Source organism: Hylemonella gracilis str. Niagara R, assembly GCF_000600295.1.
Classification (GTDB): Bacteria; Pseudomonadota; Gammaproteobacteria; order Burkholderiales; family Burkholderiaceae_C; genus Hylemonella; species Hylemonella gracilis_A.
Map to the genome: position 1 here is coordinate 437,811 of NZ_JEMG01000001.1, position 24,544 is coordinate 462,354.

Here is a 24,544-nt window from a genome sequence, read left to right on the forward strand (position 1 = left end):
GACGGTGGAGGACGGGCAGGGCTTGCTGGGTTGAAGGTGGGCCGATCGACGAATCAGCTGATGAAGTTGAACAGCGAGAGTCGCTGAACCTGGGCATAGGTTTGCAGGGCGGCCTGGTAGCCGACTTGCATGTTCTGCATGTCCGAGATGCCCTTGATCATGTCCATGTCCTCGGCCCGCGACCGGTCGGCGGCGAGCTGGAGGGTCTTGTCCTCCTGCGTGCCTTCGATGATGTCGGCGCGGTTGAGCAGCACACCGGCCTCGCTGCGCGCCGTGGACAGGCGTTCCTTGCCACTGTCGAGCTGTCTGAGCGCGACGGCCAGGTCTTGTGACAGCTGGTGGCCGTTGGCCGCGTTGTCGATCCCAGCGATGGCCTGGTCCAGCACGGCGAAAAGGTTGGTGCGGGTGCTGGACTGGATCGTCAGGGTGTCGCCATCGGCCGGATCTCCATTGGGCGTGATCGAGACGCCGTCGAAGATGATGTCTTGGCCCTTGGTGTAAGGCTGGTCGGTGGTCACGGCGACTGCCGCCGCGCCGGTCGGATCGGCGATCGGGTCGTAGCGGTAGATGTCATAACTCACCACGGGGTCCAAGGTCCAGTCGTCCGGATTGGTCGAGATGGGGGCGGGTTCGGCCAATTGGGGCGTGACATTGAACCGCACGATGTAGTTGTTGCCGGTCAAGGCCGCCGGGTCCACCACTTCTCCCACGCCAGCCCACACCTTGCCTTCGTTGGTGGTGTTCATGGTCTTGGTGAACGCCCAATCCGGGTCAACCGGCACGTAGGGGATGCCGGTTTGCGCGCCAATCAGGGCTGCCGGGGAAGTGGGCAGCGTGCCCATGCCCAGGTCAGTGGTGAAGATGCCATTGCCCGTGGGCACATTCATCCAGACGGCTTGCCCATCCATGGTGCCGGGCACGCTGACCAGGGTGCTGGCGCGATTGCCGGTGGTGCCGTTGAAGACCACGCCCGCCACCTCGTCGGTGAAGGCCTGAGGCGCGCTGCCCAGGCCGCCAAAAAGCGGGATGCCATTGCTGTCTTGCTTGACGGCGTAGCCAAACAACTGGTCGCGCATGCCCTTGATTTCGACGGCCAGGGCGGCACGGTCGGCGGGTGTCAGCGCGCCATCACCGGCGTAGACGATCTTCTCGCGAATCTTCTGCAAAAGATCCATGCTGTTGCCCAGCGTGCCTTCGGTCAGGGCGACCGTGTTGCGCTGCAGGTTGAGCGCGCGCACTTCGATGTCAACCCGGTCGGCGCGCGTCATCGCGCGCTCGGCCTGGGCTGCCCCCGTGGGGTCGTCGCTGCCGCGCAGCACTTTCTTGCCCGCAGCCAGCTTTTCCTGCTGCTGGGACAGCTCAACCTGACGCTGGGTCAGGATGTTGAGCGTGCGGTCGTAGGAGTTGGCGGTGCCAAGTCGCATGGCCATGGTGAGGTCCTTTTCGGTCGCGGGTTGTGCGTGGGATTCAGTTTTTAGCGCTTTGAGCCGTTATCAGTTTTGCGGGCAAGCAGGCTTGCGCATCAGGCGCGGACGGATGCAATCAGCGTGTCGAACAGCGTCTGCGCAACCTGCATGGCCTTGCCCGCGGCCTGGTAGGCCTGTTGGAACTGCAGCAAGCGGGCCGCCTCTTCGTCCAGGTTGACGCCGCTGACGGCGGTACGGTCCTGCTCGATGCTGACGGCGATGCGTTCGGACACGGCCGCTGTCTGCTTGGCGCCCAGGGTCTTGGTGCCGATATCGGCGATCATGCTGGCGTAGCCATCGGTCAGCGGGGCCTTGTCAAACAGCGCCAAGTCACGCAGGTCCATCATGGCCTGTGCGTTGGCGGCATCCAACTGCGTATAGGGATTGGTTTTTACGGTGAAGCTATCGCCGGGCTGGGGCACACCCTTGAGTGTGAGCGACCAGCCCCATTCCGTGTTCGGGTCGAAAGGCAGGTTGGTGGTACGGCCATCGGCCTCGATGGCCGTGCCGGGTGAGTAGGTGTAGAGCTCACCCGCTGTGGCGTTCGTCTGGTAGTCCAGCACCGCCGCGTCGTAGACGGGGTCACCGGGCCTCAGGCCCGCGGTGATCGCGGCTTCAAGCGGCGAACCGGTGTAGTACGCGTCGTCGGTGCGGATGTATTGGCTGGACGTCAGGAAGACCAGACTCACATCCGGTCCCGGGGTGGTTGGGATGCTGCGCGTCGACAGGCCGGCGAGCGTGAGCGCGCCCTTGTTGTTCGAGGCCGCCTCGGCCGTGATCGGCCGGGCCATGGCCAACTCCTTGGGCGAGGTGAAGGCCACGTTCAGACTGCGTGAAGCCGTTGAATACGGCGCGATCACAAAGCGGTCGCCCAAGGCGGGGACATCCGCGGCGGCGAAGGACAGGCGCAGGCCGTCGAACTCGGCCTCCAGATTCGTGGAGGCGTTGGCGGGGTTGTCGGCGAAGCTGACGGTCTGTTGCACGCCATCGGAGAGGCGGGTGACCACGGCCGTGAAGGGTGCCGCGCCCGTGCTCGTGAACGTGATCTCGTAATTGCTGGCCAGGAAATCCTGCATGCCATCGGGTGTGCCCGTGCTGTCGTTCAGCGAGATGCCCACCGACAGATTATTCAGGGTGCCGGTGTTTTGCTTGCCGTTGTAAGCGCTGGGCGGGGAAGCCAGGTTGAACAGCGGATTGCCGACGTTGCCGTTCAAGTCCAGGCCCAAGGCCTGTTGGTTGTTCATCACCGTGCCGATGGACAGGGCCATGCGACCCAGCATGTTCTCGGCCTGAACCAGATCTTCGTTGGAGAAGCGCAGCAGGCCAGCCACTTCGCCGCCGCCGAGCAAAGGCGTGTCCAGCACGCGTTCCTTGCCGTTGAAGGTGATCGCGAATTTGCGCTGGTTCGGGCTGTTGAAGTCATCGCCCACCAGTGCCACCGTGGAGGCCGATCCACCCAACACCAGGGGTTGGCTGCCCCCGACAAAAAGTGTGAGCGTGCCATCTTCGTTCTGGACGTTGGAGGTCTGCACGTAGCGGTTCAGGTCACGCACCAACTGATCGCGCTTGTCCATCAGGTCATTCGGAGTGTGCCCGCTGCCCAGAGCCAAGGAGATTTCGCGGTTCGCGCTGGCGATCTGCGAGGCCAGGTTGTTGATCGCGGCGATGTCCACGTTCAACTGCTGGTTCACGCCGATGCGCAATTCATTGATGGACTCCGCCGTGGCCCGGAATCGGTTCGCCATTTCCTCGGCGCGCGCCAGGGTGACGCCCCGGGCGGTCAGATCGGTGGGCGCATTGGCGATGTCGGAGAAAGAGTTGAGCAGTTCGCTGACCGAGGCGCCCAAACCGTTGGCGCCACCAGGAAAGAGGCTTTCAAGCTGCTGCATGTAGGACGAGCGCACGCTGTCACCGGCGGCCACGGACTTGCTGGTGGCGGCTTGGCGGGTCAGGAACTCGTCATAGATGCGGTTGATCGTCGTGATCTCGACGCCCTTGCCGTAATAGCCGGTGCCCGTGTATTGGCCCGGAATGGACTTGAGTATCGCCTGCTGGCGCGAATAGCCCTCGGTGTTGACATTGGCAATGTTGTTGCCAATCACGTTCAAGACGTTCTGGTTGGCGGTCAAGGCGGAGGCGCTGATGCTGAGGAGGCTGCTCATGGCGGAAATCCGTTTTCAGTGAAAAATCTTAGGCTGTTTTCCTGTTTTGCGCAGCATGGATCACATGCGACGCTGCAGGAGCAGGGTGGTATTGATGGCGCGGCTGAGTTTTTCAGCGTATTGCGGGTCGGTGGCGTAGCCTGCGTCTTGCAGGCCCTGGGTCCAGCTCTGAACCGATTCGGCCCCATGCGGTGTGTCCGCCTGCAAGGCCTGGTCGCGTGCATCGGCGTATCGTGGACTGTTGCCGATGAGGCGGGCGAAGTCGCGGTAGGACTCCGCGTAGGAATCGTAGGCGCGAAACTTCGCCGTGATCTTGCGAGGCGTGCCGTCGATGTACTCGGTGGTCGTGATCTCGGCCACCTTGCCCTTCCACCCGGCGCCAGCTTTGATGCCGAAGAGGTTGTGGGAGTTGCTGCCGTCGGCCATGCGGATTTCGCGGCGCCCCCAGCCGGTTTCGTGTCCGGCCTGGCCGAGCAAGTAACTGGCGGGCAGGCCGCTGCTGCGTTCGACCTGCTTGGCCAACTCCGCATGCTGCTGCACGAATTCGCGCGCGGCGGCGGGAATGCGTGCGGGAGGAACCAGCGGTTCGCTGGACGGAGCTTCGGTGGTGGAGGTCGGCGCACGGGGCGTGCTCGCCAATGCGGCGGCTTGGGCCGCGCTGGCCGCGCTCGCGCTTGGTGGGCCTGAAGATGGGTCGTTCGAGGCTGACGCGTCCTCCATCTTGAGTTGACGCATGAGCTGCTTGGCGATCAACTCGCTCAGCCCCCCGGGCATGCCGCTCATCTGCAAGGCGTATTGCTCGTCCAGCATGCTCGTGCCCATGTCGCCCATGGGGCTGTCGAACATGCCGCTGCTCATCGTGGTCTCGCGCATGCTCTTCATGAGCTCGCGCATGAAAAGGGCCTCGAATTGCTTGGCGGCTTCGCGGATGGTTTGTGGCGTCGCGGCCTGCCCGGCCTGATGCCTCAGGCGGTCCAGGCTGGAGCCATCGATGGCCAGCGCTTGGGAATTGGACAGCAGGTCGGCGCTCATGGTCGTATGCCTCTCAGATCACCTCAAGCTCGGCGTTCAACGCGCCTGCCGCCTTGATGGCTTGCAAGATGGCCAGCAGGTCCTGCGGGGTGGCGCCCAAGGCGTTGAGGGCGCGCACCACCTCTTGCAGCGTCGGCGCGCCGTTGACGGCAATCAGGTTGCCCGGCTGCTGAGTGACTTCGATGCTGGCCTGCTCGGTGACCACAGTCTGCCCCTGCGACAGCGGCGCAGGCTGGCTGATGACGGGCGTGCTGTTGATGCTGACCGAAAGATTGCCATGAGCGATGGCGCAAGGGCCCAGCGTCACGGCCTGGTTGAGCACGATGGAGCCGGTGCGCGAGTTGATGATCACCTTGGCCGAGGGCGCCGTGTTCTCCACATTCAGCTCTTCCATCTGGGCCAGGAAGGTGATGCGCTCATTGGGCGTGGTGGGCGCGCGGACCTCGATCGAACGGCCGTCCATCGCGCTGGCCACGCCAGTGCCAAAGCGTTGGTTGATGGCGTCTGCCACGCGGGAGGCCGTCAGGAAGTCGTCCGAATTCAAGGCCAGGCGCACGCTGTTGCCCTCCAGGAGGGGGGTGGGCACGGCACGTTCCACCAGCGCGCCGCTCGGCACGCGGCCGGCGCTCAGGTGATTGATCTGCACGCTGCTGCCTGCCGCGGATGCGCCCGCGCCCGCGACCACCAGGCTGCCCTGCGCCAGCGCGTAAATCTGGCCATCCGCACCGCGCAGCGGGGTCGTGACCAAGGTGCCGCCGCGCAGAGACTTGGCGTTGCCCAATGACGACACAGTGATGTCGATGCGTTGCCCGGGGCGCGCGAAGGCAGGCAGCTCGGCGGTGACCAGCACAGCCGCGACGTTCTTGAGCTGCAGGCGTGAGGCCAGTGCCGGATCCAGCGTGATGCCTTGCTGCTGCAGATAGTTCGCTAGCGTTTGTGCCGTGTAGGGCATCTGGGTGGTCTGGTCACCCGTGCCGTCCAGGCCGATGACCAGGCCATAGCCCGTCAGTTGGTTGCTGCGCACACCCTCGATGGACGCAACTTCCTTGATGCGTGCCGCGTGAGTGACGCTGGACAAGCCAGCCAGCGCGGCGGCGCTGAGCAGCAAGGCGGCGACGCGGAAAAAACGGGACTGAGTGTTCATGGCGCGGGCCTCGAAAATCCGGGCTGATTCATCAGAACGGAGACAGGGTGTGGAAGAAACGCGTGAGCCAGCCGACCGTCTGCGCCTCGTACTGCGGGCCACGCCCCCTGGACTCGACACGCACATTGGCCACGTTGGTCGAGAGCACGATGCTGCCGGGTTGGATGGCCAGCGGATCGATCGTGCCCGTGAAGCGCAGCACGTCCACGTTCTGGTTCAGTCCAATCTGTTTTTCGCCCACGACGACCAGATGGCCGTTGGGCAGCACCTCGGCCACGACCGTGGTGATCGAGCCAGAAAAGGTGTTGGTCGCCGACGTGCCGCCCTTGCCCGAGAAGTCAGACTTGTTCTCGGCACCGATGTCGAACTTGCCCAGCGAACCCGCCGACAGGCCCGGCACGGCGCTGATGCCGCCGCTGATGCTGCCGCTGCGGTTGGCCGTGGAGCTGGACTGCTGGCTGGCCGAGACGTTTTCGACGATGCGGATCGTCACGGTGTCACCCACCTGGCGTGCCCGGCGGTCCTCGAAGCCCACGCGGTAGGTGGCGCTCTGAAACAGGCTGCCACTCGTCGGGCCCGTGGGCACGGTCTGCGCGGGATAGGGCGACATGGCCGGCATGGCGAAATCCACCTTGGCGGTCTGTGGCGTGGTGACGGCACATCCAGTCAGCCAGGTTGTGGCAACCGCCACAGGCAGCACGCGCAGCCGCGTGCGCGCAGCGAACAAGGAGTCGATGAAGCGCTTCATCACAGCTGCCCCAGCTTCTGCAGCATCTGATCGGAGGTCTGGATGGCCTTGGAGTTCATTTCGTAAGCGCGTTGTGTCTGGATCATGGTGACCAGCTCCTGCACCACGTTGACGTTGGAAGACTCCAGATAACCTTGCATCAGTTGGCCGGTGCCGTTGCTGCCCGGTGCGTTGGTGTTGGGCGTGCCACTGGCCGCGGTCTCCGCGAACAGGTTCTGGCCCTTCGCTTCCAGGCCGGCTGGATTGATGAAGGTGGCCAAGGTGATATTGCCGATGGTTTGTGCCACCACCTGCCCAGGCAACTTGGCCGTGACCGTGCCATCCTCGGAGATGGACAGGTCGCTGGCATTGGGCGGAATGACGATGCCGTCAGCCAGCGGCAGGCCACCGGAGGTGACCAGCGCGCCCTCGGGGCTGATCTCCAGCGCGCCATCCCGGGTGTAGTTGGTCGTGCCGTCCGGCATGGAGACTTGGAAGAAGCCGTTGCCATTGATGGCGACGTCCAGCGGCCGGCCTTGCACCAAGTTGCCCTGCGTGTAGTTGCGGCTGGTGGCTACGGCCCGCGCGCCCAGGCCCACTTGAAGACCTGTTGGCAAGGTGGTCTGTTCGCTGGTCGGTGAACCGGCGCTGCGCAGGTTCTGGTACATCAGATCCTCGAAGACGACGCTGGAGCGCTTGAAACCATTGGTGGAGGAGTTGGCCAGGTTGTTGGAGATGGTGTCCAGCTGGCGTTGCTGGGCTTCCATGCCCGTCTTGGCGATCCACAGGGAATTGAACATGGCGTGGTCCTTCTAGATTCGGTTGAGGGGTGAGCGACTTGGCGGCGGCTTCGTGGAGCGCGTCAGCCTTCCAGGCTCAGCAGCTTGGCGGCGCTGCGGTCGTCGGACTCAGCGGTCTGCAGCATGCGCATCTGTTGCTCGAACTGGCGGGCGGTCTGGATCATCCCGACCATGGTTTCCACCGCGTTCACGTTGGAGCCTTCCAGCACACCGACATCCATGCGAGCGTTCGTGTCATTGACCATGGGCGTGCCAGAGATCGGACGGAACAGGCCGTCCTCACCGCGCTTCAGCCGGTCTTCCTCGGTCTCCGTGGCGAGCTTGATGCGCCCCACCGTGGTGGGTGGTTGGCCGGCGCTTTGGGCGCTGACGGTGCCATCGGAACCCAGGCTGATCACCGCGTTCTCTGGCACGATGATCGGGCTGCCGCTGTCGGAAAGCAAGGACAGCCCATTGCTGGTCTGCAGAATGCCCGAGGGGGACACTTCGAAGCTGCCATTGCGGGTGTAAGCCTCGCCTCCGTCCAGGCCTTGGACGGCGAACCAGCTGCCTTGTTGGGGCATGGCGTCAAGTTCGCGGCCGGTGCGCATGGCCGGTCCGGGTGCGTCACGCTGGCCCGCAGTCGCCTCCAGCGCGAACACCCGCGTGGTCGCGCCTTCGCCGCGCAGGGGCACGGCGCGGTAGGTGGACAACTCCGCGCGAAAGCCGTTGGTCGACAGGTTTGCGAGGTTGTTGGACAGCACCGATTGCCGATGCTGCGCGGCATTGGCCCCGGTCATGGCGGTGTAGATGATGCGGTCCATAGGTGCGAGCCTTTCAAATTTGGGCGGGAGAAAGAGGCCAGATCAAGTGATTCCCTGGGCCATCCTTTTCACCTCGTGCAGGGGATTGTGGAAAAACTTGAGGCTCGGGGCGAGGGAAAAAGAGGGTAAAAGGCGCGGTAATTGGCGGCTTTGGGGCTTGCCAGATGTGGCGGGCTTGATCTCACCGAGGCTTGAGGGCCCTGTCTGATCGGCCATGCCTGCGCATGGCGAAAAAAAACCGCTGGTAGGTCCAGCGGCTGCAAAAGGGAGATCTGCTTTTCTGGGTATGGACCGCGCGCCCTTGGGTGACGCCATCACCCGACTGCGCGCGGAGTAGGAAACAGGGCGTACTGAAAAAGCCGCCGTATCCCTTATCGCATGTTGACCAGGGTCTGCATGACCTGGTCTTGCGTCTTGATGGTCTGTGCATTGGCCTGGTAGGTGCGCTGGGCCGTCATCATGTTGACCAATTCCTTGGTCAGATCCACGTTGGATTCTTCCAGCGCGCCAGAACGCAGCTCGCCCAGACTGCCCTCGGTCGGGCCGCCGTAGATGGGTTGGCCGCTGGACTGGGTTTCGATCCATTCGCCATTGCCAGTCGGCGACAGCCCCTGCACGTTGCGGAAGTTCGCCAGGGCCAGCTGGCCGTAAGCCTGGGTCTCGCCGTTGGAGAAACGGGCAGTGATGATGCCGTTGGCTTCGATCTTCAGGCCCACCATTTCGCCGGGCTCATAACCATCCTGATCCAGGTCACCGGCCGTGAATCGGGAATTGTTCTGGGCGATGCCGCCCAGGTCCAGCGAGATGAGGCCGGTGCCATTCAGGCCGATGGTCGTGACGTTGGGCGAGGGCGGCAGGGTCACGCTGATCTGCGGCAGCACGCCCGTGGCGACTGCGCCGCCGCCAGCGACCGCGCCGTTGGCGTCGAGTGCGGCGGAAATGTCGTAGTTCACGCCCGTCAGGTTGGTGTTGACGGTGTTGTCCGTGAGGTTGATGCCCGCGTAGACGACGGGAACGGCGGGCAGGGCCGCACCAGCGGCGATTGGGGTGCCGTCGGGCAGCGTGAAGGCCGCCGCCGCGTTGCCAGTGCCATCGTCACGCGTGCCCCAGTTGTTCACCCGGACGGAACCTGTGGGACCTGTGGCGGGCGGGGTCGCACCGATGTAGCTGTTCGCGAGCGTGCCGTTGGTGTTGAACTCCAGCACGGCCAGCTGGCTGGTGTTGGCCGTGGTGTTGCTGGTGGGGTCGGTGTAGACCTGCCAGACGTTAGGCGCGATCTTGCGGAAGTAGAGCTCCACCGGCACCACGTTGCCCTGGGAATCGTAGCAGTCGATGGCCGTGCCGAAGCGAGCCAGCGACGTGGGGGGGGTGGTCTGATTCCAGACCGTCGCGGCCGAATCCAGCGTGAACTTCGACGCAATGATGGAGGTGGTCTGCTGCGCCGCGATGCCCTGGCTGGTGGGCATGCGCATGGGCTCCAGCGTGACGCTGTTGCGATTGCCGTCGGTGTCGGTGGGGAAACCCATCACTTGCGCGCCGGTGTTGGTGATCACGTAACCCTGCGGGTCCAGCTTGAATTCACCCGCGCGTGAATAGGCCCGGGAACCATCCTGCAGCTCCAAGGTGAAGAAGCCACTGCCGTTGATGGCCACATCCAGGTCGTTGTTCGTGATCGCGATGTTGCCCTGCGTGAACTGCTGGCTGACGGTGGAGACTTCCACGCCAATGCCGATGGTGCCCGCGCCCGAGGCTCCGATGGAGGACGCGAAGACGTCGCCAAATTCCGCGCGGCCAGACTTGAAGCCGGAGGTGTTGGCGTTGGCTATGTTGTTGCCGATCACGTCCAGGCTACGGCTGGAAGCGTTCAGGCCAGAGAGACCTTGTTGGAAGCCCATGGTGTTTTTCCTTCGTGGGAGGTGGAAAGGGGGTGAGAGGAGGAAGCTGTGAACGGGTTCAGTGTGTCGTGTCTAGGGGGTGCTGCGACCAGCTGCTTACAGGACAGCTTGTACGTCGCTGTAGTTGATGCTTTTCGCCCCGATCAGGTCGATCTTCATCAATCCGTTGGACATGCCGACCGATTGCACGTAGTGACGCGCATAACCGGTGGCTTCCACGGCCTTGCCATTGTTTTCGGCCACAACGCGGAAGCTCAAGGCGCCTGTGCCTTGGTAGTCGGTGGCATCCCAGCTGAAGTAATGACGCCCTTCAGGCAGGGCACCCGCATCGATGGTGTCGATGACCGCGCCAGCTGCGTTCAGAATTTCAACCTTGACCTTGCTCGCCGTGCCGCCGAGATCAATGGCGCCATTGGCATAGCGTATCGTTTCCTTCTCGCCTTCCTCCGCGCCCTCCTCGGTACTGTCCCGGGTGGTTTGGTGGATGGAAAGCGTGGTGTCTTCCACCAACACTTCGCGGCCCACGAGTGAGGTGCCCTGAAGCACCTGCATGGACGTGAACTGGCTGCCCAGATCCTTCACGGTCTGGTTCAGGTTCTCGATCCCCGTGACGGTGTTGATCTGCGCCATCTGACTGGTCATCTGCGCGTTGTCCATGGGGTTGAGCGGATCCTGGTTGCTGATCTGGGCGACCAGCAGGGTCAGGAACCGGTCCTGCATGGCTTGTGAATCCGACTTGTTCGAAGCGGAGGCATTGCCCTTGTTGACCAAGCTCTCGATGTAGCTGGCGCTGTCTACGGTGGCCATCGCGTGCTCCTAGGAATGATTCAGTTCAGGAATGGAAAGCCGCTTACTGGCCCATCTGCAAGGTCTTGAGCAACAGCGTCTTGGCGGTGTTCATCACCTCGACGTTGTTCTGGTAGGAGCGCGAGGCGGAGATCATGTTGACCATTTCCTCCACCGCGTTGACGTTGGAGTGGTTGATGTAACCATCCGCATCCGCCGAGGGGTGGGTGGGTTCATAGGTCCGGCGCGCGGGCGCCTGGCTTTCCGTCACCGCGTTGATCTTCACGCCGGCAGCACCTGCCGTGGCTTCGTCAAAAGGCAAGGTCTCAAAGACGACCTGGCGGGCCTTGTAGAACTGACCGTCCGGGCCAGCCACCGCGTCCGCGTTGGCGAGGTTGGAGGCGACGACGTTCAGGCGCTGGGCCTGGGCACTGATGGCGCTGCCGGAGACGCCGAAGATGGAGAACATGGACATGGGAGTCTTCCTTGTCGTTCAGGGTAGGTGGGCGGGTTCGCTTTACTGGCCCTGGATGGCGCTCAGGATGGTCTTGGAATACCCGTTGATGAAGCGCAGGGTGGATTCGTAGCGGATGGAGTTGTCCACGAAGTTGCTGCGCTCGCGGTCCATGTCCACGCTGTTGTTGTCCATGGCAGGTTGAATTTGGTCGCGGTAGCCCATGCCGTTCTCACCCAGGCCACCCTGGCCGGTGTTCTTGGGCAGGGGAATGTGGCGTGCGTCGGTGGCGCCCGCGATTGCCGGCTGGCTGCTGGGCACATAGGTGCCCCCGGCGGTGCCGGAGATGTTCAGGGTTGAGGGCTGGGCCAGTTGGCCGCCGGTCTGCCCCAGGGCCTGCTGCATCGCGGCCTTGAAATCGAAATCCCTCGCTTGGTAGCCAGGGGTGTCGCCGTTGGCGATGTTGCTGGCGATGGTGCGCTGACGTTCGGAGCGCAGCAGCAGGGCATTCCCATGGAAGTCCAGCGTACCGGTCAGTTTGTCGAGCATGGCGTGCGCCCTTTCATTCAATTCAGCCTTGCGTGGGCCGGGAAGCGAGACGCCAAGAGGGGTGCTCGGATCACCGGGTGCGACAAATTGTGGGGAAACTTGATGCTGCGGATGGTTCGAATAAGAGGGTGAAAGCCCTGCATTTGGGTGCTTTGTCCGGGGGTGTCCTCCCTATAGTCATTGGCATCTCGCACGACAGGATGAACCCATCATGAACACATTCAGGCAAGCATTTCAGGCCTTGCGGCATTGGGCGGCGCGCGCTCTGGATGTCACTGCCAAGGCGGGAGGGCTGACGCAGGTGCTCATGCGCCGTGGGCCCACCGCAGTGGCGTGGTTGTCTTGGCTGTCCTTGGGCTTGGCCATGCTGGTGATGGGCTGGTCCGTGCCGGCGCGTGCCTATCAGCCGGGCGGCCCGACCCAGACCTACCGCGTCAACAGCGAGGCGGACCTGCCGTACGTCGCGCAGCATTGGTTGGAACGCAATTTGCCCCTTTTGTCTGCGCGCGAATCTGAGCGGGGTACCCGTGTTCGCATGCAGGCCCAACTGGGACGCCTGGACGGGCGTCTGCGCCTGGCTCCCTGCGCGGAGGTGGAGGTCTACACCCCGAGTCGTCTGTGGGGCAGCAGTCACCTGGGCATGCGTTGCATCCAAGGCGCCACGCGCTGGAGCGTGACCCTGCCAGTGCAGGTGCAGGTCATGGGCCCTGCATGGGTGCTGAGGACCCCTGTTTCCGCCGGACAGGCCGTGAGAGACCAGGACCTGGAACGGCGGGAAGTGGATTGGGCGGAAGACGGTAGCCCGGTGTTGCTGGCGACCGACGCTTTGGACGGACAAGTCGCGGCGCGCGGTCTGCGTGCCGGCCAGGCGCTGCGTCAGAACATGCTGCGGGCGGCCAAAGTCTTCACCAGTGGGGCGCAAGTGCGTGTACTGGTGCAAGGCAGTGGGTTTCAGGTCAGCACCCAAGGGCGGGCCATGTCCGTTGGCGTGGTGGGGCAGGTTACCCAGGTGCGCATGGACAACGGTCGTGTCATGAATGCCACCGTTGTGGATGCGCGGACGGTCCGCGTGGAGATTTAAGGGATTTGTGAGTTTGCGGAAAGGCACCAAAAAGGTGCATTGAATTTGTCTAGGCGTTGTTTGCCACGGGAAAAACGAGAAATGCGTCCAGCGCATCGGTAAAAGCGAGCGAAAAACCGCCTTGTTGTCTGCTTGCAGAGGCTAAAGTTGCGCCGGCCCACGCCGATAAGAAAGGCACGGGGCGGAACGGCTACCTCCAGCCCCGAACAGGACTACAGGCAAACAAGGCTTATTGGAGTAGATGATGAAAGTCGGTCAAAGCGCAGCAGACCCGCTGCTCAAGGTGACGCCCCAAGCGACCCAGCCCGCCAAGAATGAGATGGCGGCCAAGGAAGCCGTGAGCGTGTCCACCCAGGGGGCGACTTCCGCAGCCAAGGGCAGCGTGTCGGTGACGGTTTCGTCGTCGGTTCGCGCCATGGAGCAGTTGCGCGGTGCCGGTGAATTGGCCGACATCGACATGGACAAGGTCCGTGCGGTTCGCGAGGCGATTGAAAACGGTACGTACGTGGTGAATGCCGAAGCGATCGCTGACAAGCTGTTGGCGGGTGCGGAGGAATTCCTCGCACCTCGCAGCGTGCATTGAGTCACTGACTTGAGTTTTCAGGCGTGCGGGGGTGCGCGCCAAGGTTGAAAAACCAGCCACCGTAGCCGGGTGGACACCCCCAACTAGAAAGAAAAGTCCTCATAGCCTTGAACTTCGTGATCCCGGTTGCGGAGTTTGTTTGCAAATGCCTGTAGTGCCGGGCGGACCTTGGGTCCCTGCCTCGCATCCTTGATTCAAAGGAGCCTGTTCCATGATTTCCTACGCCGACTACGAAAAACCCCTGGCCGAGATTGAAATGCTCTGCGAGGCTGTCTCCCATGCCCTGCTGGATGGGGCGAACCTGGAGCAGCTGGAGCGCGCCAGCGCCTCCCTGCGCGAGGCGTCCATCGCGTTTGCCGCCTTCACTGAGAAGCACAAGGTGCTGGTGCAAGGTGGCACGGAGTTGCGTGCTCGCATGAAGCGTATCGTGACGCTGATCCACCTGCAGCGCGAAAGCTTGCTGCGCCTGGCCGCCCAGGCCGAGCGCGGCCTGCACACCCTCATCCCCGGCATGGCCGAACAGAAAAGCATCAGTTACGAGCCCCTGGGGCGTGCCACTTCGACGCGTCGCGGTTTCGGGGGCTAGAGCCAGGGTGCGAAGCCGCCTGCGATGCGGGCGGTGTCCGTGTCCATACGTGTGCCGCGGTCTCCTGTCGAGGGGTTGTGGGGAATTGGGGGTTTTTCTGCCTTCAATTCCCTTTTTCATGTGCTTGACGGACTTGTAGGATTTTGTCTGACACGTTGCTGCCGGTCTTTCTCGCAGCAAGTGCAGAAGGCGGCTGATTCAAGTTTCCTGCCCGCCGATCAGAATCAGGCCCAACGCCAAACGCAAGAAATGCGCTGTAAAGGAGCCCTAAATGACTGACGAACAACTGAACGCCGAGATCCGTGAATCCAACCTGACTTACCTCATGTTGGCGCAAAGCCTGATCCGGCGTGACAAGGCGGACGCACAGTTCCGCCTGGGGCTGTCCGAGGAATCGGCGGACCTGCTGGCCATGATGTCTCCGGCTCAGATCTCCAAGATCGCGTCCAGCCCCATGCTGCTGTGCCGCTTCCGCATGGATGACGAGGTGGTGTGGAGTCTGCTGACCAACCACAACACCAGCAAGGTCGACAACCCCGCCACCACACGCCTGCACGCCAGCATCCTGATGGCTGGTCGGCACGCGGAAGCCACGGGCGCCTGAGCGTCTTCTCAACAATCAGGCTGGGAACACCTCATGAGCACCGTCAAAAGCGTCCTGAACGAATCGCGCCAGATCGAGCGCGCCGTCGCCCTCATCAAGTTGGGCGCGCGTCTGCAGGTTCTGGAGAGCGAGACCGACTTGTCCTACGAGCGCCTGCTGCGCCTCTATAAGGAGGTCGCTGGCAAGTCGCCTAGCAAGGGGCAGCTGCCGTTCTCGACGGACTGGTTCCTGACGTGGCAACCCAACATCCATTCTTCGCTCTTCCTGAATATTTACGAGTACTTGAGCAAGGCCAGCAGCATCGAGGACATCGATGCCGTGATGAAGGCCTACCGCCTCTACGAAGAGCAGATGAAGGCGCTGGAGATGGAGCCACTGCTGTCCATCACTCGCGCCTGGCGCTTGGTGAAGTTCATCGACAACAACATGCTGGCGATGACACGCTGCTCCAAATGCGGTGGGCATTTCGTGTCCGAGGCGCATGAGAACGCGCGCAACTATGTCTGCGGCCTGTGCGAGCCGCCAGCGCGCGCGGGCAAGGGCAGCACAACGGGCATCCAGCTGCACTGAAAGGCGCGAGGGTTGTGCGCACCCTCGCAACTCCGGGCTGTCCTGCGGGGTCGCTGTTGCTCTGAGTGGCGACGCGCAGGCGCCTGACCCAGTCAACCTGAGTCATCTGATTTTTGCAACAGAAGTTTGCAAAAGAGTCGAGACTAGGGGCAGTTTTCCACGCTTTTGCGTGTGCTGACATGGGCGCTATCCCCTAGAATGGTTCGAGTTACATTTTTCTCCACCCTTTCTACTACCTTAGCCGCCTACCCATGATCGTCATCATCGGTTATGCCGTTGCCATGGTTGCTATCTTCGGGACCTACGTCCTGCATGGCGGCAACGTCGACGTCCTGTTGAAAGCTCTGCCCTTTGAATTGGCCACCATCTTCGGTGGCGCCCTTGGCGCTTTCGTCGCGGGCAATCAGCCCAAGGTGCTTCGGGCCACCTTGGCGCAGGTTCCGACAGTGCTCAAGAACTCCAAATACACCAAGGCGCGTTACATGGACCTCATGGCGCTGCTCTATGACATTCTCCAGAAGGCCCGCAAGGAAGGTCTGATGGCGATTGAAAAGGATGTGGAAGAGCCTCACGAGTCCCCGCTCTTTCAGGCGCACCCCGTGGTGGGCAATGACCACCATGTCGTCGAGTTCACCACCGACTATTTGCGCATGATGGTCTCGGGCAATCTGAACGCCCATGAAATCGAGACGCTGATGGACAGTGAGATCGACACCCATCACCAGGAAGCGCATGCGCCTGCGACCGCCGTGCTGCGCCTGGCTGGCGCCCTGCCAGCCTTTGGCATCGTGGCGGCGGTGCTTGGCGTGGTGAACACCATGGGTTCGGTGGGTCAGCCTCCCGCCATCCTGGGCGGCATGATCGCCTCAGCGCTGGTCGGTACCTTTCTGGGTATTCTGCTGGCATACGCGATTTTCGAACCCTTGGGCACCTTGCTTGAGCAGAAGGCGGCCGACGGCACCAAGGAACTGCAATGCATCAAGTCCACCCTGTTGGCCAGCATGCAGGGTTACAACCCGGCGACGGCCATCGAGTTCGGTCGCAAGGTGCTGTTCTCGACCGAGCGCCCCGGCTTCCTGGAGCTGGAATCGCATGTGCGCAAGAAGTGACCCGCGCGCCGTGACAAGGGCAGGATCTGACATGCGGGCGATCAGGATGAAAGGCTAAGGAGGAATCATGGCCACGGATGCCAAGAAACTTCAGCCCATCATCATCAAAAGGGTGAAGAAGGGCGGCCACGGCGTTCACGGCGGGGCCTGGAAGATCGCCTACGCCGACTTCGTGACGGCCATGATGGCCTTTTTCCTGCTGATGTGGTTGCTGGGCTCCACTTCCAAGGGCGACCTCAAAGGCCTGGCGGATTACTTCCGTGCGCCGCTGCAGGTGTCCATGGTGGGTGGCAATGGTTCTGGTGCCAGCTCGTCCATCCTTCCGGGTGGTGGCGCGGATCTGAGGCTGACCGCCGGCCAGCATCCCGAGGATGGCGCGACCGAGGAGCGTCGTCGGCGAGCCGAAACCGCGCGCCGTGATGCCCAGCGCTTGGCCGCACTGAGCGCCAAGATCAGCGCGGCCATTTCCAACAATGCCCAGCTGCGCCGTTTCAGCCGCCAGATTCAGCTGGAAAGCACGCCCGATGGGCTCAAGATTCAGATCGTGGACGAGCAAGGTCGTCCCATGTTCACGACCGGCAATGCCGCCGTACAGCCCTATATGCGCGAGATCCTGCGCGAGATTGGCGCCGCGCTCAATGGTGTCGAGAACAAGATCAGCCTGGACGGCCACACCGATGTGACGCAATATGGCAGCCAGGGTCGGGGCTACAGCAATTGGGAGCTATCGGCGGACCGGGCTAATGCCGCACGCCGTGAACTCGTCGCCGCCGGCATGCCCGAGGACAAGCTGCTGCGCGTGACCGGTCTGGCGGCCAGCAGTTTGCTGGTGCCGGACAATCCGACCGCGCCGGCCAACCGGCGCATCAGTATCATGGTCCTGACCAAGGAGGCGGAGGAGCGCCAGCTGGGCATCAACCGGGAGGCGGTGGAGCCCGGTGTCGGCGCGGCGACGGGCCAGGCCATTGATCCCTCCCTGATATCGGCGCCGCCACTGGTCGCGCCGGGCGCCTCCCGGTGACGGGGTGGGGCATGCGAGAAGCGGTGCGTGGGCTTGGGCCGTGCGTGGAACTTGGCGATAATCTGCCGCGATAAGAACTGAAAGCAAGACTGAAAGGCATAGAAAGGCTCAACGTATGGCCAACAACCCATTGCGATTTCTGGTGGTTGACGATTTCTCGACCATGCGCCGTATCGTTCGCAACCTGCTCAAGGAAAGCGGTTTTTCCGAGGCTGATGAGGCGGAAGATGGCGTGGTGGCGCTGCAGAAGCTGCGCGCCAGTCCTTTTGATTTCGTGGTCAGCGACATCAACATGCCGAACATGAACGGCTTTCAATTGCTGGCCGAGATCAAGCGGGATGAGAAGCTCAAGCACATCCCGGTGCTGATGGTGACTGCCGAGGCGCGCAAGGAAGACATCGTGCTCGCCGCCCAGCAAGGCGCGGCCGGCTACATCGTCAAGCCCTTCACCAAGGCCGTGCTCGAGGAAAAACTGCACCACATCCTCAAGAAATCAGGGTTGCAATAACCATGAACACACCTTCCGCCACACCCAGCTCGGGGGACATGACCTTCGAGGCCCTGGAGGTCGTGCACCACAAGCTCGGTCTGCTGACGCGCCAGCTGCATGACGCCTTGCAGGGTTTGGGGCTGGCGGAAAAACTGCATGGCTCGGCCATCGAGTTGCCCGATGCGCGTTCTCGCTTGACCTACATCGCCAAGCTCACGGGTGAGGCGGCCGAGAAGGTGCTCAATCGTGTGGATCAGGCCAAGAGCCAGAATGACCACATGGGCGCCCAGACCAAGCACATGATTGCTCTGCTGGCTTCTGACCCGGTGGCCGCCGTGGCCAAGGGCCATGTCATGAATTTCCTGACCGATCTGGAAAAGACCAACACCGATCTGGACCAGCATCTGACAGAAATCATGATGGCCCAGGATTTCCACGATCTGACGGGCCAGGTGATCGCCCGCGTGCTCAACCTGGCCTCCAACATCGAGGATCAGTTGATCGCCTTGCTGATCCAGACCGCGCCAGCGGATGTCCAGGAGCGGTTGAAGCAGCAGACGGAGCAGATGGATGCAGAAAAAATGGCGGCGAAGACGCCGTTGACTCCCGACACAGTCAAGCTCGGTGGTCCCGTGGTTGACCCGGAAAAAATGGCCAGCGAGGTCGTGACCGATCAGTCCCAGGTGGACGATTTGCTGGCCAGTCTGGGATTCTGAGCCGCGCCGCGCGCCCAACCAGAACGCGCCCGATCAAGGGGAAGAAAAGCCGGAAACACCCGGCTTTTCTTGTTTTAGGTGGTGGGGTCCAAGCCGACAATGGCGTGGACTTTAAGTACCCACCACCATGGAATCCAGCAGTCAAGACCGTAATTTACCGGCGTCGCCGCGCAAGCTTCAGCGCGCGCGCGAGGACGGGCAGGTCCCCCGTTCCCGCGATTTCAGCCACCTCGCCGTGCTGGGCGGTGGCGCAGTCACGCTGGTCCTGGTGGCCCCCTGGATTTACGAGGCGCTGCGGGAGTCCCTTGCACGCCATTTGTCGCTGAGCGCTTCCGACGTGCGCAATCCCAGTTTCATGCTGGACCACTTGCACACCATGACGCTCACGGGCATGGGTGTCAGCTTGGCGGTCGCCGCCATCATCACCACCTTGGCTGTGTTGGCGACGCTGGCGGGTGGGGGCTGGGTCTGGACGACCAAGCCGCTGGTGCCTGACTTCAGTCGCATCAATCCCTTGAAAGGCCTTCAGGGCCTGTTCACCAAGAAGAAACTGGCCGAGGTCATCAAGCTTGCCTTCATTGCCTTCTTCGTGCTGGTGTTGGCGGCCGTTTTCATTTACTACACCTTGCCCTCGGTCGCGACCTTGGTGCTACAGCCGTCCACGGCCGGCATTGCGCGCATGTTGCAGTGGCTGGTCATGGGCTGCGCGCTGCTCCTGGCGGTGATTCTGATCGTCGCCCTGGTCGACTTGCCCTTGCAGATTTTCTTGCACAAGTCCGAGCTCAAGATGTCCCTGAAGGAAGTCAAGGACGAGCACAAGGACATCGAAGGCAACCCGCAGATGAAAAGCCGGCGTCGCCAGAAGCAGCGCGAACTGGCCCAGCGCCAGAGTCTGCCCAAGGTGCCCCAGGCGGATTTCGTGCTCATGAACCCGACGCACTATGCCGTCGCGGTGAAGTACGAGGAAAAATCCATGGCCGCCCCGCGCGTGGTGTCCAAGGGGGCGGATTTGCTGGCGATGAAGATCCGCGATCTGGCCAAGGCCCATCAGGTGCCGGTGCTGCAGTCGCCGGTGCTGGCGCGTGCTTTGTATGCCCATGCCGAGCTGGACCAGGACATCCCTTCCACTCTGTACACCGCCGTCGCCCAGGTGCTGGCGTATGTCTATCGCTTGAAGGCGGCGTTGCAAGGCAGGGGGCCGATGCCCGGGGAAATGCCCCAACCGGTCGTGCCGCCTGGCATGGACCCGCACGAACCCCGCGCAGCGCAGGCCGCCTATGCCGCCAGCCTCGCGGCCAAGGCCAAGGCGGCCAAAGCTGCCGCTGAAGCCGAAAGCGTCGAGCGTACCCAATCCGTATCTTCCGTTAGAGCCACATGAATCCGCTGATCCAACAGTTGCAGCAGCGTTTTGGGCGCCACGCCGTGATGATCCAAGGCGTGGCGGCACCGCTTTTTGTCGTCGCCGTGCTGGCGATGATGGTGCTGCCCTTGCCGCCTTGGCTGCTGGACATCCTGTTCACCTTCAACATCGCCATCGCCCTGATGGTGATGATGGTCGCCGCCTACATGACCAAGCCGCTGGATTTCGCGGCTTTCCCGGTCGTGCTGTTGCTGACAACCTTGCTGCGTCTGTCCTTGAACGTGGCCTCCACCCGGGTGGTGCTGCTCGAAGGCCATACAGGCACCGGGGCAGCGGGTCAGGTGATCGAGGCCTTCGGCCATTTCCTGATCGGCGGCAACTTCGCGGTCGGTTTGATCGTCTTCGCGATCCTGGTGGTCATCAACTTCGTGGTCGTGACCAAAGGCGCCGAGCGTATCGCCGAAGTGTCGGCACGCTTCGCCCTGGACGCCATGCCCGGCAAGCAGATGGCCATCGACGCCGATCTGGGCGCGGGCCTGATCGACGAAAAGGAAGCCAAGCGTCGCCGTGCCGAGGTCAGCGAAGAAGCCGACTTCTTCGGCTCCATGGATGGCGCCTCCAAGTTCGTGCGCGGCGATGCCATGGCGGCCATCCTGATCCTGTTCATCAGCATCATTGGTGGCTTCGCGATCGGCATGCTGCAACACGGGTTGAGCGCCAGCCAGGCGGCCAACAGCTACATCCTGTTGGCCATCGGTGATGCCCTGGTGGCGCAAATCCCCGGCTTGCTGATTTCCGTGGCGGCCGCCATGGTCGTGTCCCGCGTGGGCAAGGACCAGGATCTGGGCAAGCAGATCAGTGCCCAGATGCTGGTTTCGCCCCGTGCTCTTGGGATCACGGCGGGCGTGCTGGGTCTGCTGGGCATCATCCCCGGCATGCCCAACATGGTTTTCCTGGGCATGGCCAGCTTGCTGGGTTATGCGGCATGGGTGATCTCCAAGCAGCCCGCGAAGCAGGAGGCTGCTGCTGCGGCGGCCGCCGCCTCGGCCTCCGCCGCCGCCGCACCAGGCGACGGCGAAGCCAGCTGGGACGATCTGCAGCCTGTGGATCAACTGGGCCTGGAACTGGGCTACCGTCTCATCACGCTGGTGGACAAGAACCGCCAGGGCGACCTGCTCACCCGCATCAAGGGCGTGCGCCGCAAGTTCGCTCAGGAAGTTGGCTTCCTGCCGCCGCCGGTCCACGTGCGCGACAACCTGGAGCTCAAGCCCAGCGGTTACCGCATCAACCTGCGTGGCGTGGTGGTCGGCGAAGGCGAGGCCTTCCCGGGCATGTACCTGGCCATCAATCCGGGCGGCATCAGCACACCGCTGATCGGCACGCCGGCCACCGACCCCGCCTTCGGCTTGCCCGCGACGTGGATCGACGAACGCCAGAAAGAAGCCGCGCAAATGGCTGGCTTTACCGTGGTTGATTCCGAGACCGTGATGGCCACGCATCTTTCACACTTGATGCAGGTTCACGCCGCGCGCCTGCTCAGCCGTACTGAAACCCAGAACCTGGTGGAGCACGTGTCGCGGCAATTCCCGAAGCTCATCGAAGAAGTCGTGCCCAAAATGGTGTCTATCGCCGCGTTCCAGCGAGTCCTCCAGCTGTTGCTGGAAGAGGCGGTGCACATCCGCGACATGCGCACCATCGTCGAAACGATTGCCGAGCATGCGCCGGCTACCACCGACCCGGCCGAACTCGCGCGCCGCGTGCGTGTCGCCCTGTCGCCGGCCATCGTGCAGCAGATCTACGGGCCGCAGAAAGAACTCAACGTCATCGCCATCGATCCGCCGCTGGAACGCCTGCTTGTGCAGGCATTGGGCGGCGCCAACGGCCCAGCGCTCGATCCGGGCGTGGCCGACATGTTCGCCCGCAACGCGGCCGACGTGGCGATGAAACAAGAAGAAACCGGTGTACCAGCTTGCTTGCTGGTGCCCGACCCCATACGCAATTCCATCGCCCGTCTGGTGCGCCGCGCCGCGCCCCGGATGCAAGTGCTGTCGCACAGCGAAATTCCTGAAACCCATTCCATTCGAATCGGACCGATCCTGAGAGGCGCCGCATCATGAGCATTCAACGATTCCATGCCCCGACCGCCCGTGAGGCGCTGGCCAAGGCACGCGCGGCATTTGGCGATGAAGCCGTCATCCTGTCCAACAAGCCCACGGCCCAAGGTGGGGTCGAAGTCGTTGCCACGACCTCGTCCACCCTCGCTGCGCTGGACCAGGCAGCCGACAACGTGATGGCCAAGGAAGACAGCGCGGAAAGCTCCACCTTCGGTTTCCTGTCGCGTCGCAAGGCCAACGCGGAAAAGGCCGCCAAGGAGGCCGCGCGCGCGCCGCGTGACGGCCGCCTGGAGCCCGAGGGCGAGGTGCCCGATCCGGCTGAGCGCGCCGAACGCGCGGCCCGCGCCGCGCTGCGCTCCTCGCGCAGCACGGTGGAGGAAGACGCCGATCAGCTGGCCATGAGCACCCTGTCCTTCCAGGACTACGTGCGCGAGCGCGTGCTGCAGCGTCGGCACGAGATGCGACAGCACGAAGCGCGCCAGGCCGCGCACACCGCCCAGGGCGGTTCCGGCATCAATGTGGGTGGCGCCGCGCCGCGCACCTATGCCGTGGTGCCGCCGGACCAGCCCGCGCAGGCGCCGCGTCGCGTCGCCATGCCCGAGGCCGCGCCTCAGCCCATGGTGCCCGAGGGCCTGATGAACGAGCTCAACGCGATGAAGGATCTCATCGAGGAGCGCTTCAGCACCCTGGCCTGGTTGGGCCAGGCCAAGCAGAACCCGGTGCGAGCCAATCTGACCCTCAAGCTCATCCGCGCGGGTTATTCGCCCAACCTCGCGCGCGCCGCGCTGGAGAAGATGCCCAACGACATCACGCCTGCCGAAGCCATGCGCTGGATGCTGGCCGTGCTGGAGCGCAACCTCAAGACCGACAAGAACGAACCGGCCCTGCACGAGGCCGGTGGCATCTACGCCCTGGTCGGTGCCACCGGCGTGGGCAAGACCACCACGGCCGCCAAGCTCGCCGCGCAATGCGCGCGTGACTTCGGCGCCGCCAGCGTGGGCCTGATCACGCTGGACAGCTACCGCATCGGCGCGCATGAACAGCTGCGCACCTACGGCCGCATGCTGGGCGTGGTGGCGCACATGGCGCATGACCAGAGCGCCCTGCAGGATTTGTTGAGCCTGCTGTCCAACCGCAAGATGGTCATCATCGACACCACTGGCGTGGCGCCGCGCGATCCGCGCAAGCGCGAAGTGCTCGACATGCTGGACCTGCCGGGTGTGCAGCGCCTCATGGTGCTCAACGCCGCCAACCATGGCGACGCGCAGGACGAGGCCGTGGCCTCGTTCCGCAGCAGTGGCGCGCAACATGCCGTGCTGACCAAGACGGACGAAGCAGTGAAACTCGGCCCGACCCTGGACGCGGCTATTCGCCACCGTCTGGTGCTGCGTGGCGTGAGCTGCGGCCAACGTGTGCCCGAAGACTGGGCGCGCGCCGATGCCGATCAGCTGGTCAAGTTGTCCATGCGCTCGACTGGCCGCTCCGCCCACGACCCCCAACTCGGTGATCTGGACCTCTATTTCACGCAGATGGAAAGCCGCGCGCAGAGCGTGCAGGGCTTGGCCACCGCGCAACAACCCGTGCCGCCGGCCGTGCGTCGTCCGGGCCCGGCCGCGCATGGGGGTAAGCTCCATGCTTGAAGTCGAAAACCAGGCGGCCGGCCTCGCGGCGCTCGCCGTGGAATCGTCGCCCCGCATCGTGGCCCTGGCGGGTCACGAGGACGCGCGCAGCGAACTGCCGCTGCTGATGCAACTCTGCGCTGCCTGGACCAATCTGGACTACCCGCTGGTTGTGCTCGATGCCCATGTCAGCGAAACCGACCAGGTGCCGGGCTTGTCCCAGCTGCTGCGCGGCGACGAGGATTTCACCGCCGCCGTGCTGGGCAACAATGCAACGGCCTGGCCCATCGTGCCAGCGGCACTGGGGCTGGAGCAACTGCTGGACGGCGCGGGCGCGACCACCCAAGCGAAGGGCAAGGTCATTGCCAAGACGCTGGACGCCGGACAGGAACGCGCCCGCCAACTGGCGACCCTGTTCCCAGGTTATGAATTGATCCTGGTCTATGCGCCCGCTGCCGTGTTGGCCCGGGTCTGGCAGGGCAGCAACCTGTCCCCGTTGCTGCCCGTCTCGGTGCAGGAGTCGGCCTTGCTGTCGGCCTACCAGGCGCTCAAGCAGATGTTGAGTTTGGGCAAGTTGCGGCCTACCATCGTGACCGTGATGCAAGACGCCGCCCTGACGACCCGCATGTCGGGTCACAACATCAGCCGCAATCTGCAGGAATGCGCGCGTGATTTTCTCGCCTGCGAGACACCCGCGCTCACGGTCTGTCCCGATCGCCCGGAGGAAATGCAGCGCCTGGCCCTGCGGTCGCTGGAAGCCGGTTTGCAGCCCCAAGACTGGGATCTGTCGGCCGTGCTCGCGCCGGCTTATGCCAGCGCGCCCAACACCCGACGCGGCGCGGCCGTGGCTGCCGGGCAGGGGCGCTGAACGTG

24 protein-coding genes are annotated in these 24,544 nt (G+C 63.4%); 13 read left to right on the plus strand and 11 right to left on the minus strand.

Features of this window, described 5'->3' with window-relative positions; translation table 11 throughout:
- Positions 1–53: 53 nt before the first annotated feature.
- The 11 genes from flgL to AZ34_RS02085 all read right to left on the minus strand — a co-directional run bounded on the left by flgL (position 54) and on the right by AZ34_RS02085 (position 11,818).
- Positions 54–1,430 carry a flagellar hook-associated protein FlgL gene (gene flgL, locus AZ34_RS02035; protein WP_035604266.1) on the minus strand — a complete coding sequence of 459 codons (1,377 nt, stop codon included), beginning with the start codon at positions 1,428–1,430 and terminating at the stop codon, positions 54–56.
- Between the two features lie 92 nt (positions 1,431–1,522).
- Entirely contained in the window at positions 1,523–3,628 is a 2,106-nt protein-coding gene (gene flgK, locus AZ34_RS02040; protein WP_035604269.1) for a flagellar hook-associated protein FlgK, read from the minus strand.
- Between the two features lie 60 nt (positions 3,629–3,688).
- Positions 3,689–4,660 carry a flagellar assembly peptidoglycan hydrolase FlgJ gene (flgJ, locus tag AZ34_RS02045; RefSeq protein ID WP_035604272.1) on the minus strand — a complete coding sequence of 324 codons (972 nt, stop codon included), beginning with the start codon at positions 4,658–4,660 and terminating at the stop codon, positions 3,689–3,691.
- Between the two features lie 13 nt (positions 4,661–4,673).
- Positions 4,674–5,804 carry a flagellar basal body P-ring protein FlgI gene (locus tag AZ34_RS02050; RefSeq protein ID WP_035604276.1) on the minus strand — a complete coding sequence of 377 codons (1,131 nt, stop codon included), beginning with the start codon at positions 5,802–5,804 and terminating at the stop codon, positions 4,674–4,676.
- A gap of 31 nt (positions 5,805–5,835) precedes the next feature.
- On the minus strand, positions 5,836–6,552 hold the full coding sequence (locus AZ34_RS02055) for a flagellar basal body L-ring protein FlgH (RefSeq protein ID WP_051509453.1): 717 nt from the start codon (positions 6,550–6,552) through the stop codon (positions 5,836–5,838).
- Positions 6,552–7,331 (minus strand): flagellar basal-body rod protein FlgG, encoded by a 780-nt coding sequence (flgG, locus tag AZ34_RS02060; protein ID WP_035604279.1) that lies wholly within the window; start codon positions 7,329–7,331, stop codon positions 6,552–6,554. The genes AZ34_RS02055 and flgG overlap by 1 nt, the downstream gene beginning before the upstream one ends.
- A gap of 62 nt (positions 7,332–7,393) precedes the next feature.
- The gene (locus AZ34_RS02065) at positions 7,394–8,134 is read right to left on the minus strand and encodes a flagellar basal body rod protein FlgF (RefSeq protein WP_035604282.1); all 741 of its coding nucleotides are present in this window, start codon (positions 8,132–8,134) and stop codon (positions 7,394–7,396) included.
- A 371-nt stretch (positions 8,135–8,505) separates the two neighbouring features.
- On the minus strand, positions 8,506–10,029 hold the full coding sequence (locus AZ34_RS02070; RefSeq protein WP_035604287.1) for a flagellar hook protein FlgE: 1,524 nt from the start codon (positions 10,027–10,029) through the stop codon (positions 8,506–8,508).
- A 96-nt stretch (positions 10,030–10,125) separates the two neighbouring features.
- Complete coding sequence (locus tag AZ34_RS02075) at positions 10,126–10,836, minus strand: flagellar hook assembly protein FlgD (protein ID WP_051509454.1); 711 nt, start codon at positions 10,834–10,836, stop codon at positions 10,126–10,128.
- A gap of 43 nt (positions 10,837–10,879) precedes the next feature.
- Positions 10,880–11,290 carry a flagellar basal body rod protein FlgC gene (gene flgC / locus AZ34_RS02080; protein WP_035604290.1) on the minus strand — a complete coding sequence of 137 codons (411 nt, stop codon included), beginning with the start codon at positions 11,288–11,290 and terminating at the stop codon, positions 10,880–10,882.
- A 42-nt stretch (positions 11,291–11,332) separates the two neighbouring features.
- Complete coding sequence (locus AZ34_RS02085) at positions 11,333–11,818, minus strand: flagellar basal body rod protein FlgB (RefSeq protein ID WP_035604293.1); 486 nt, start codon at positions 11,816–11,818, stop codon at positions 11,333–11,335.
- A gap of 211 nt (positions 11,819–12,029) precedes the next feature.
- Here AZ34_RS02085 and flgA point away from each other — a divergent pair, with 211 nt between their 5' ends.
- The 13 genes from flgA (at position 12,030) to AZ34_RS17465 (ending at position 24,539) form a co-directional block, all read left to right on the plus strand.
- Entirely contained in the window at positions 12,030–12,899 is an 870-nt protein-coding gene (gene flgA / locus AZ34_RS02090; RefSeq protein WP_051509455.1) for a flagellar basal body P-ring formation chaperone FlgA, read from the plus strand.
- 244 nt (positions 12,900–13,143) lie between these two features.
- Entirely contained in the window at positions 13,144–13,482 is a 339-nt protein-coding gene (flgM, locus tag AZ34_RS02095; protein ID WP_035604297.1) for a flagellar biosynthesis anti-sigma factor FlgM, read from the plus strand.
- A gap of 211 nt (positions 13,483–13,693) precedes the next feature.
- The gene (locus AZ34_RS02100) at positions 13,694–14,068 is read left to right on the plus strand and encodes a hypothetical protein (RefSeq protein WP_035604301.1); all 375 of its coding nucleotides are present in this window, start codon (positions 13,694–13,696) and stop codon (positions 14,066–14,068) included.
- Between the two features lie 271 nt (positions 14,069–14,339).
- Positions 14,340–14,672: a flagellar transcriptional regulator FlhD gene (flhD, locus tag AZ34_RS02105; RefSeq protein ID WP_035604304.1), complete on the plus strand. Its 333-nt coding sequence runs from the start codon at positions 14,340–14,342 to the stop codon at positions 14,670–14,672.
- 33 nt (positions 14,673–14,705) lie between these two features.
- Positions 14,706–15,242 carry a flagellar transcriptional regulator FlhC gene (flhC, locus tag AZ34_RS02110; RefSeq protein ID WP_035604307.1) on the plus strand — a complete coding sequence of 179 codons (537 nt, stop codon included), beginning with the start codon at positions 14,706–14,708 and terminating at the stop codon, positions 15,240–15,242.
- A 251-nt stretch (positions 15,243–15,493) separates the two neighbouring features.
- Positions 15,494–16,351: a flagellar motor stator protein MotA gene (gene motA, locus AZ34_RS02115; RefSeq protein WP_035604310.1), complete on the plus strand. Its 858-nt coding sequence runs from the start codon at positions 15,494–15,496 to the stop codon at positions 16,349–16,351.
- 67 nt (positions 16,352–16,418) lie between these two features.
- Positions 16,419–17,372 (plus strand): flagellar motor protein MotB, encoded by a 954-nt coding sequence (gene motB, locus AZ34_RS02120; protein ID WP_035604313.1) that lies wholly within the window; start codon positions 16,419–16,421, stop codon positions 17,370–17,372.
- A gap of 115 nt (positions 17,373–17,487) precedes the next feature.
- A complete protein-coding gene (gene cheY / locus AZ34_RS02125) occupies positions 17,488–17,880 on the plus strand; it encodes a chemotaxis response regulator CheY (RefSeq protein ID WP_035604315.1) in 393 nt (130 codons plus the stop codon).
- Positions 17,881–17,882: 2 nt separating this feature from the next.
- Entirely contained in the window at positions 17,883–18,578 is a 696-nt protein-coding gene (locus AZ34_RS02130) for a protein phosphatase CheZ (RefSeq protein WP_051509456.1), read from the plus strand.
- A 127-nt stretch (positions 18,579–18,705) separates the two neighbouring features.
- Positions 18,706–19,956, plus strand: coding sequence for an EscU/YscU/HrcU family type III secretion system export apparatus switch protein (locus AZ34_RS02135; protein ID WP_035604321.1), 1,251 nt, complete (start codon positions 18,706–18,708; stop codon positions 19,954–19,956).
- Positions 19,953–22,055: a flagellar biosynthesis protein FlhA gene (gene flhA, locus AZ34_RS02140; RefSeq protein ID WP_035604324.1), complete on the plus strand. Its 2,103-nt coding sequence runs from the start codon at positions 19,953–19,955 to the stop codon at positions 22,053–22,055. Before AZ34_RS02135 ends, flhA begins: the two co-directional genes overlap by 4 nt.
- Positions 22,052–23,692 carry a flagellar biosynthesis protein FlhF gene (gene flhF, locus AZ34_RS02145; protein ID WP_035604330.1) on the plus strand — a complete coding sequence of 547 codons (1,641 nt, stop codon included), beginning with the start codon at positions 22,052–22,054 and terminating at the stop codon, positions 23,690–23,692. Before flhA ends, flhF begins: the two co-directional genes overlap by 4 nt.
- The gene (locus AZ34_RS17465; RefSeq protein ID WP_051509457.1) at positions 23,685–24,539 is read left to right on the plus strand and encodes a hypothetical protein; all 855 of its coding nucleotides are present in this window, start codon (positions 23,685–23,687) and stop codon (positions 24,537–24,539) included. The genes flhF and AZ34_RS17465 overlap by 8 nt, the downstream gene beginning before the upstream one ends.
- Positions 24,540–24,544 lie beyond the last annotated feature (5 nt).

Bases quoted from the DNA above. Each gene is read 5' to 3' on its own strand.
- flgL (WP_035604266.1), bottom strand. From the start codon at position 1,430: ATGGCCATGCGACTTGGCACCGCCAACTCCTACGACCGCACGCTCAAC.
- flgK (WP_035604269.1), bottom strand. From the start codon at position 3,628: ATGAGCAGCCTCCTCAGCATCAGCGCCTCCGCCTTGACCGCCAACCAG.
- flgJ (WP_035604272.1), bottom strand. From the start codon at position 4,660: ATGAGCGCCGACCTGCTGTCCAATTCCCAAGCGCTGGCCATCGATGGC.
- AZ34_RS02050 (WP_035604276.1), bottom strand. From the start codon at position 5,804: ATGAACACTCAGTCCCGTTTTTTCCGCGTCGCCGCCTTGCTGCTCAGC.
- AZ34_RS02055 (WP_051509453.1), bottom strand. From the start codon at position 6,552: ATGAAGCGCTTCATCGACTCCTTGTTCGCTGCGCGCACGCGGCTGCGC.
- flgG (WP_035604279.1), bottom strand. From the start codon at position 7,331: ATGTTCAATTCCCTGTGGATCGCCAAGACGGGCATGGAAGCCCAGCAA.
- AZ34_RS02065 (WP_035604282.1), bottom strand. From the start codon at position 8,134: ATGGACCGCATCATCTACACCGCCATGACCGGGGCCAATGCCGCGCAG.
- AZ34_RS02070 (WP_035604287.1), bottom strand. From the start codon at position 10,029: ATGGGCTTCCAACAAGGTCTCTCTGGCCTGAACGCTTCCAGCCGTAGC.
- AZ34_RS02075 (WP_051509454.1), bottom strand. From the start codon at position 10,836: ATGGCCACCGTAGACAGCGCCAGCTACATCGAGAGCTTGGTCAACAAG.
- flgC (WP_035604290.1), bottom strand. From the start codon at position 11,290: ATGTCCATGTTCTCCATCTTCGGCGTCTCCGGCAGCGCCATCAGTGCC.
- AZ34_RS02085 (WP_035604293.1), bottom strand. From the start codon at position 11,818: ATGCTCGACAAACTGACCGGTACGCTGGACTTCCATGGGAATGCCCTG.
- flgA (WP_051509455.1), top strand. From the start codon at position 12,030: ATGAACACATTCAGGCAAGCATTTCAGGCCTTGCGGCATTGGGCGGCG.
- flgM (WP_035604297.1), top strand. From the start codon at position 13,144: ATGAAAGTCGGTCAAAGCGCAGCAGACCCGCTGCTCAAGGTGACGCCC.
- AZ34_RS02100 (WP_035604301.1), top strand. From the start codon at position 13,694: ATGATTTCCTACGCCGACTACGAAAAACCCCTGGCCGAGATTGAAATG.
- flhD (WP_035604304.1), top strand. From the start codon at position 14,340: ATGACTGACGAACAACTGAACGCCGAGATCCGTGAATCCAACCTGACT.
- flhC (WP_035604307.1), top strand. From the start codon at position 14,706: ATGAGCACCGTCAAAAGCGTCCTGAACGAATCGCGCCAGATCGAGCGC.
- motA (WP_035604310.1), top strand. From the start codon at position 15,494: ATGATCGTCATCATCGGTTATGCCGTTGCCATGGTTGCTATCTTCGGG.
- motB (WP_035604313.1), top strand. From the start codon at position 16,419: ATGGCCACGGATGCCAAGAAACTTCAGCCCATCATCATCAAAAGGGTG.
- cheY (WP_035604315.1), top strand. From the start codon at position 17,488: ATGGCCAACAACCCATTGCGATTTCTGGTGGTTGACGATTTCTCGACC.
- AZ34_RS02130 (WP_051509456.1), top strand. From the start codon at position 17,883: ATGAACACACCTTCCGCCACACCCAGCTCGGGGGACATGACCTTCGAG.
- AZ34_RS02135 (WP_035604321.1), top strand. From the start codon at position 18,706: ATGGAATCCAGCAGTCAAGACCGTAATTTACCGGCGTCGCCGCGCAAG.
- flhA (WP_035604324.1), top strand. From the start codon at position 19,953: ATGAATCCGCTGATCCAACAGTTGCAGCAGCGTTTTGGGCGCCACGCC.
- flhF (WP_035604330.1), top strand. From the start codon at position 22,052: ATGAGCATTCAACGATTCCATGCCCCGACCGCCCGTGAGGCGCTGGCC.
- AZ34_RS17465 (WP_051509457.1), top strand. From the start codon at position 23,685: ATGCTTGAAGTCGAAAACCAGGCGGCCGGCCTCGCGGCGCTCGCCGTG.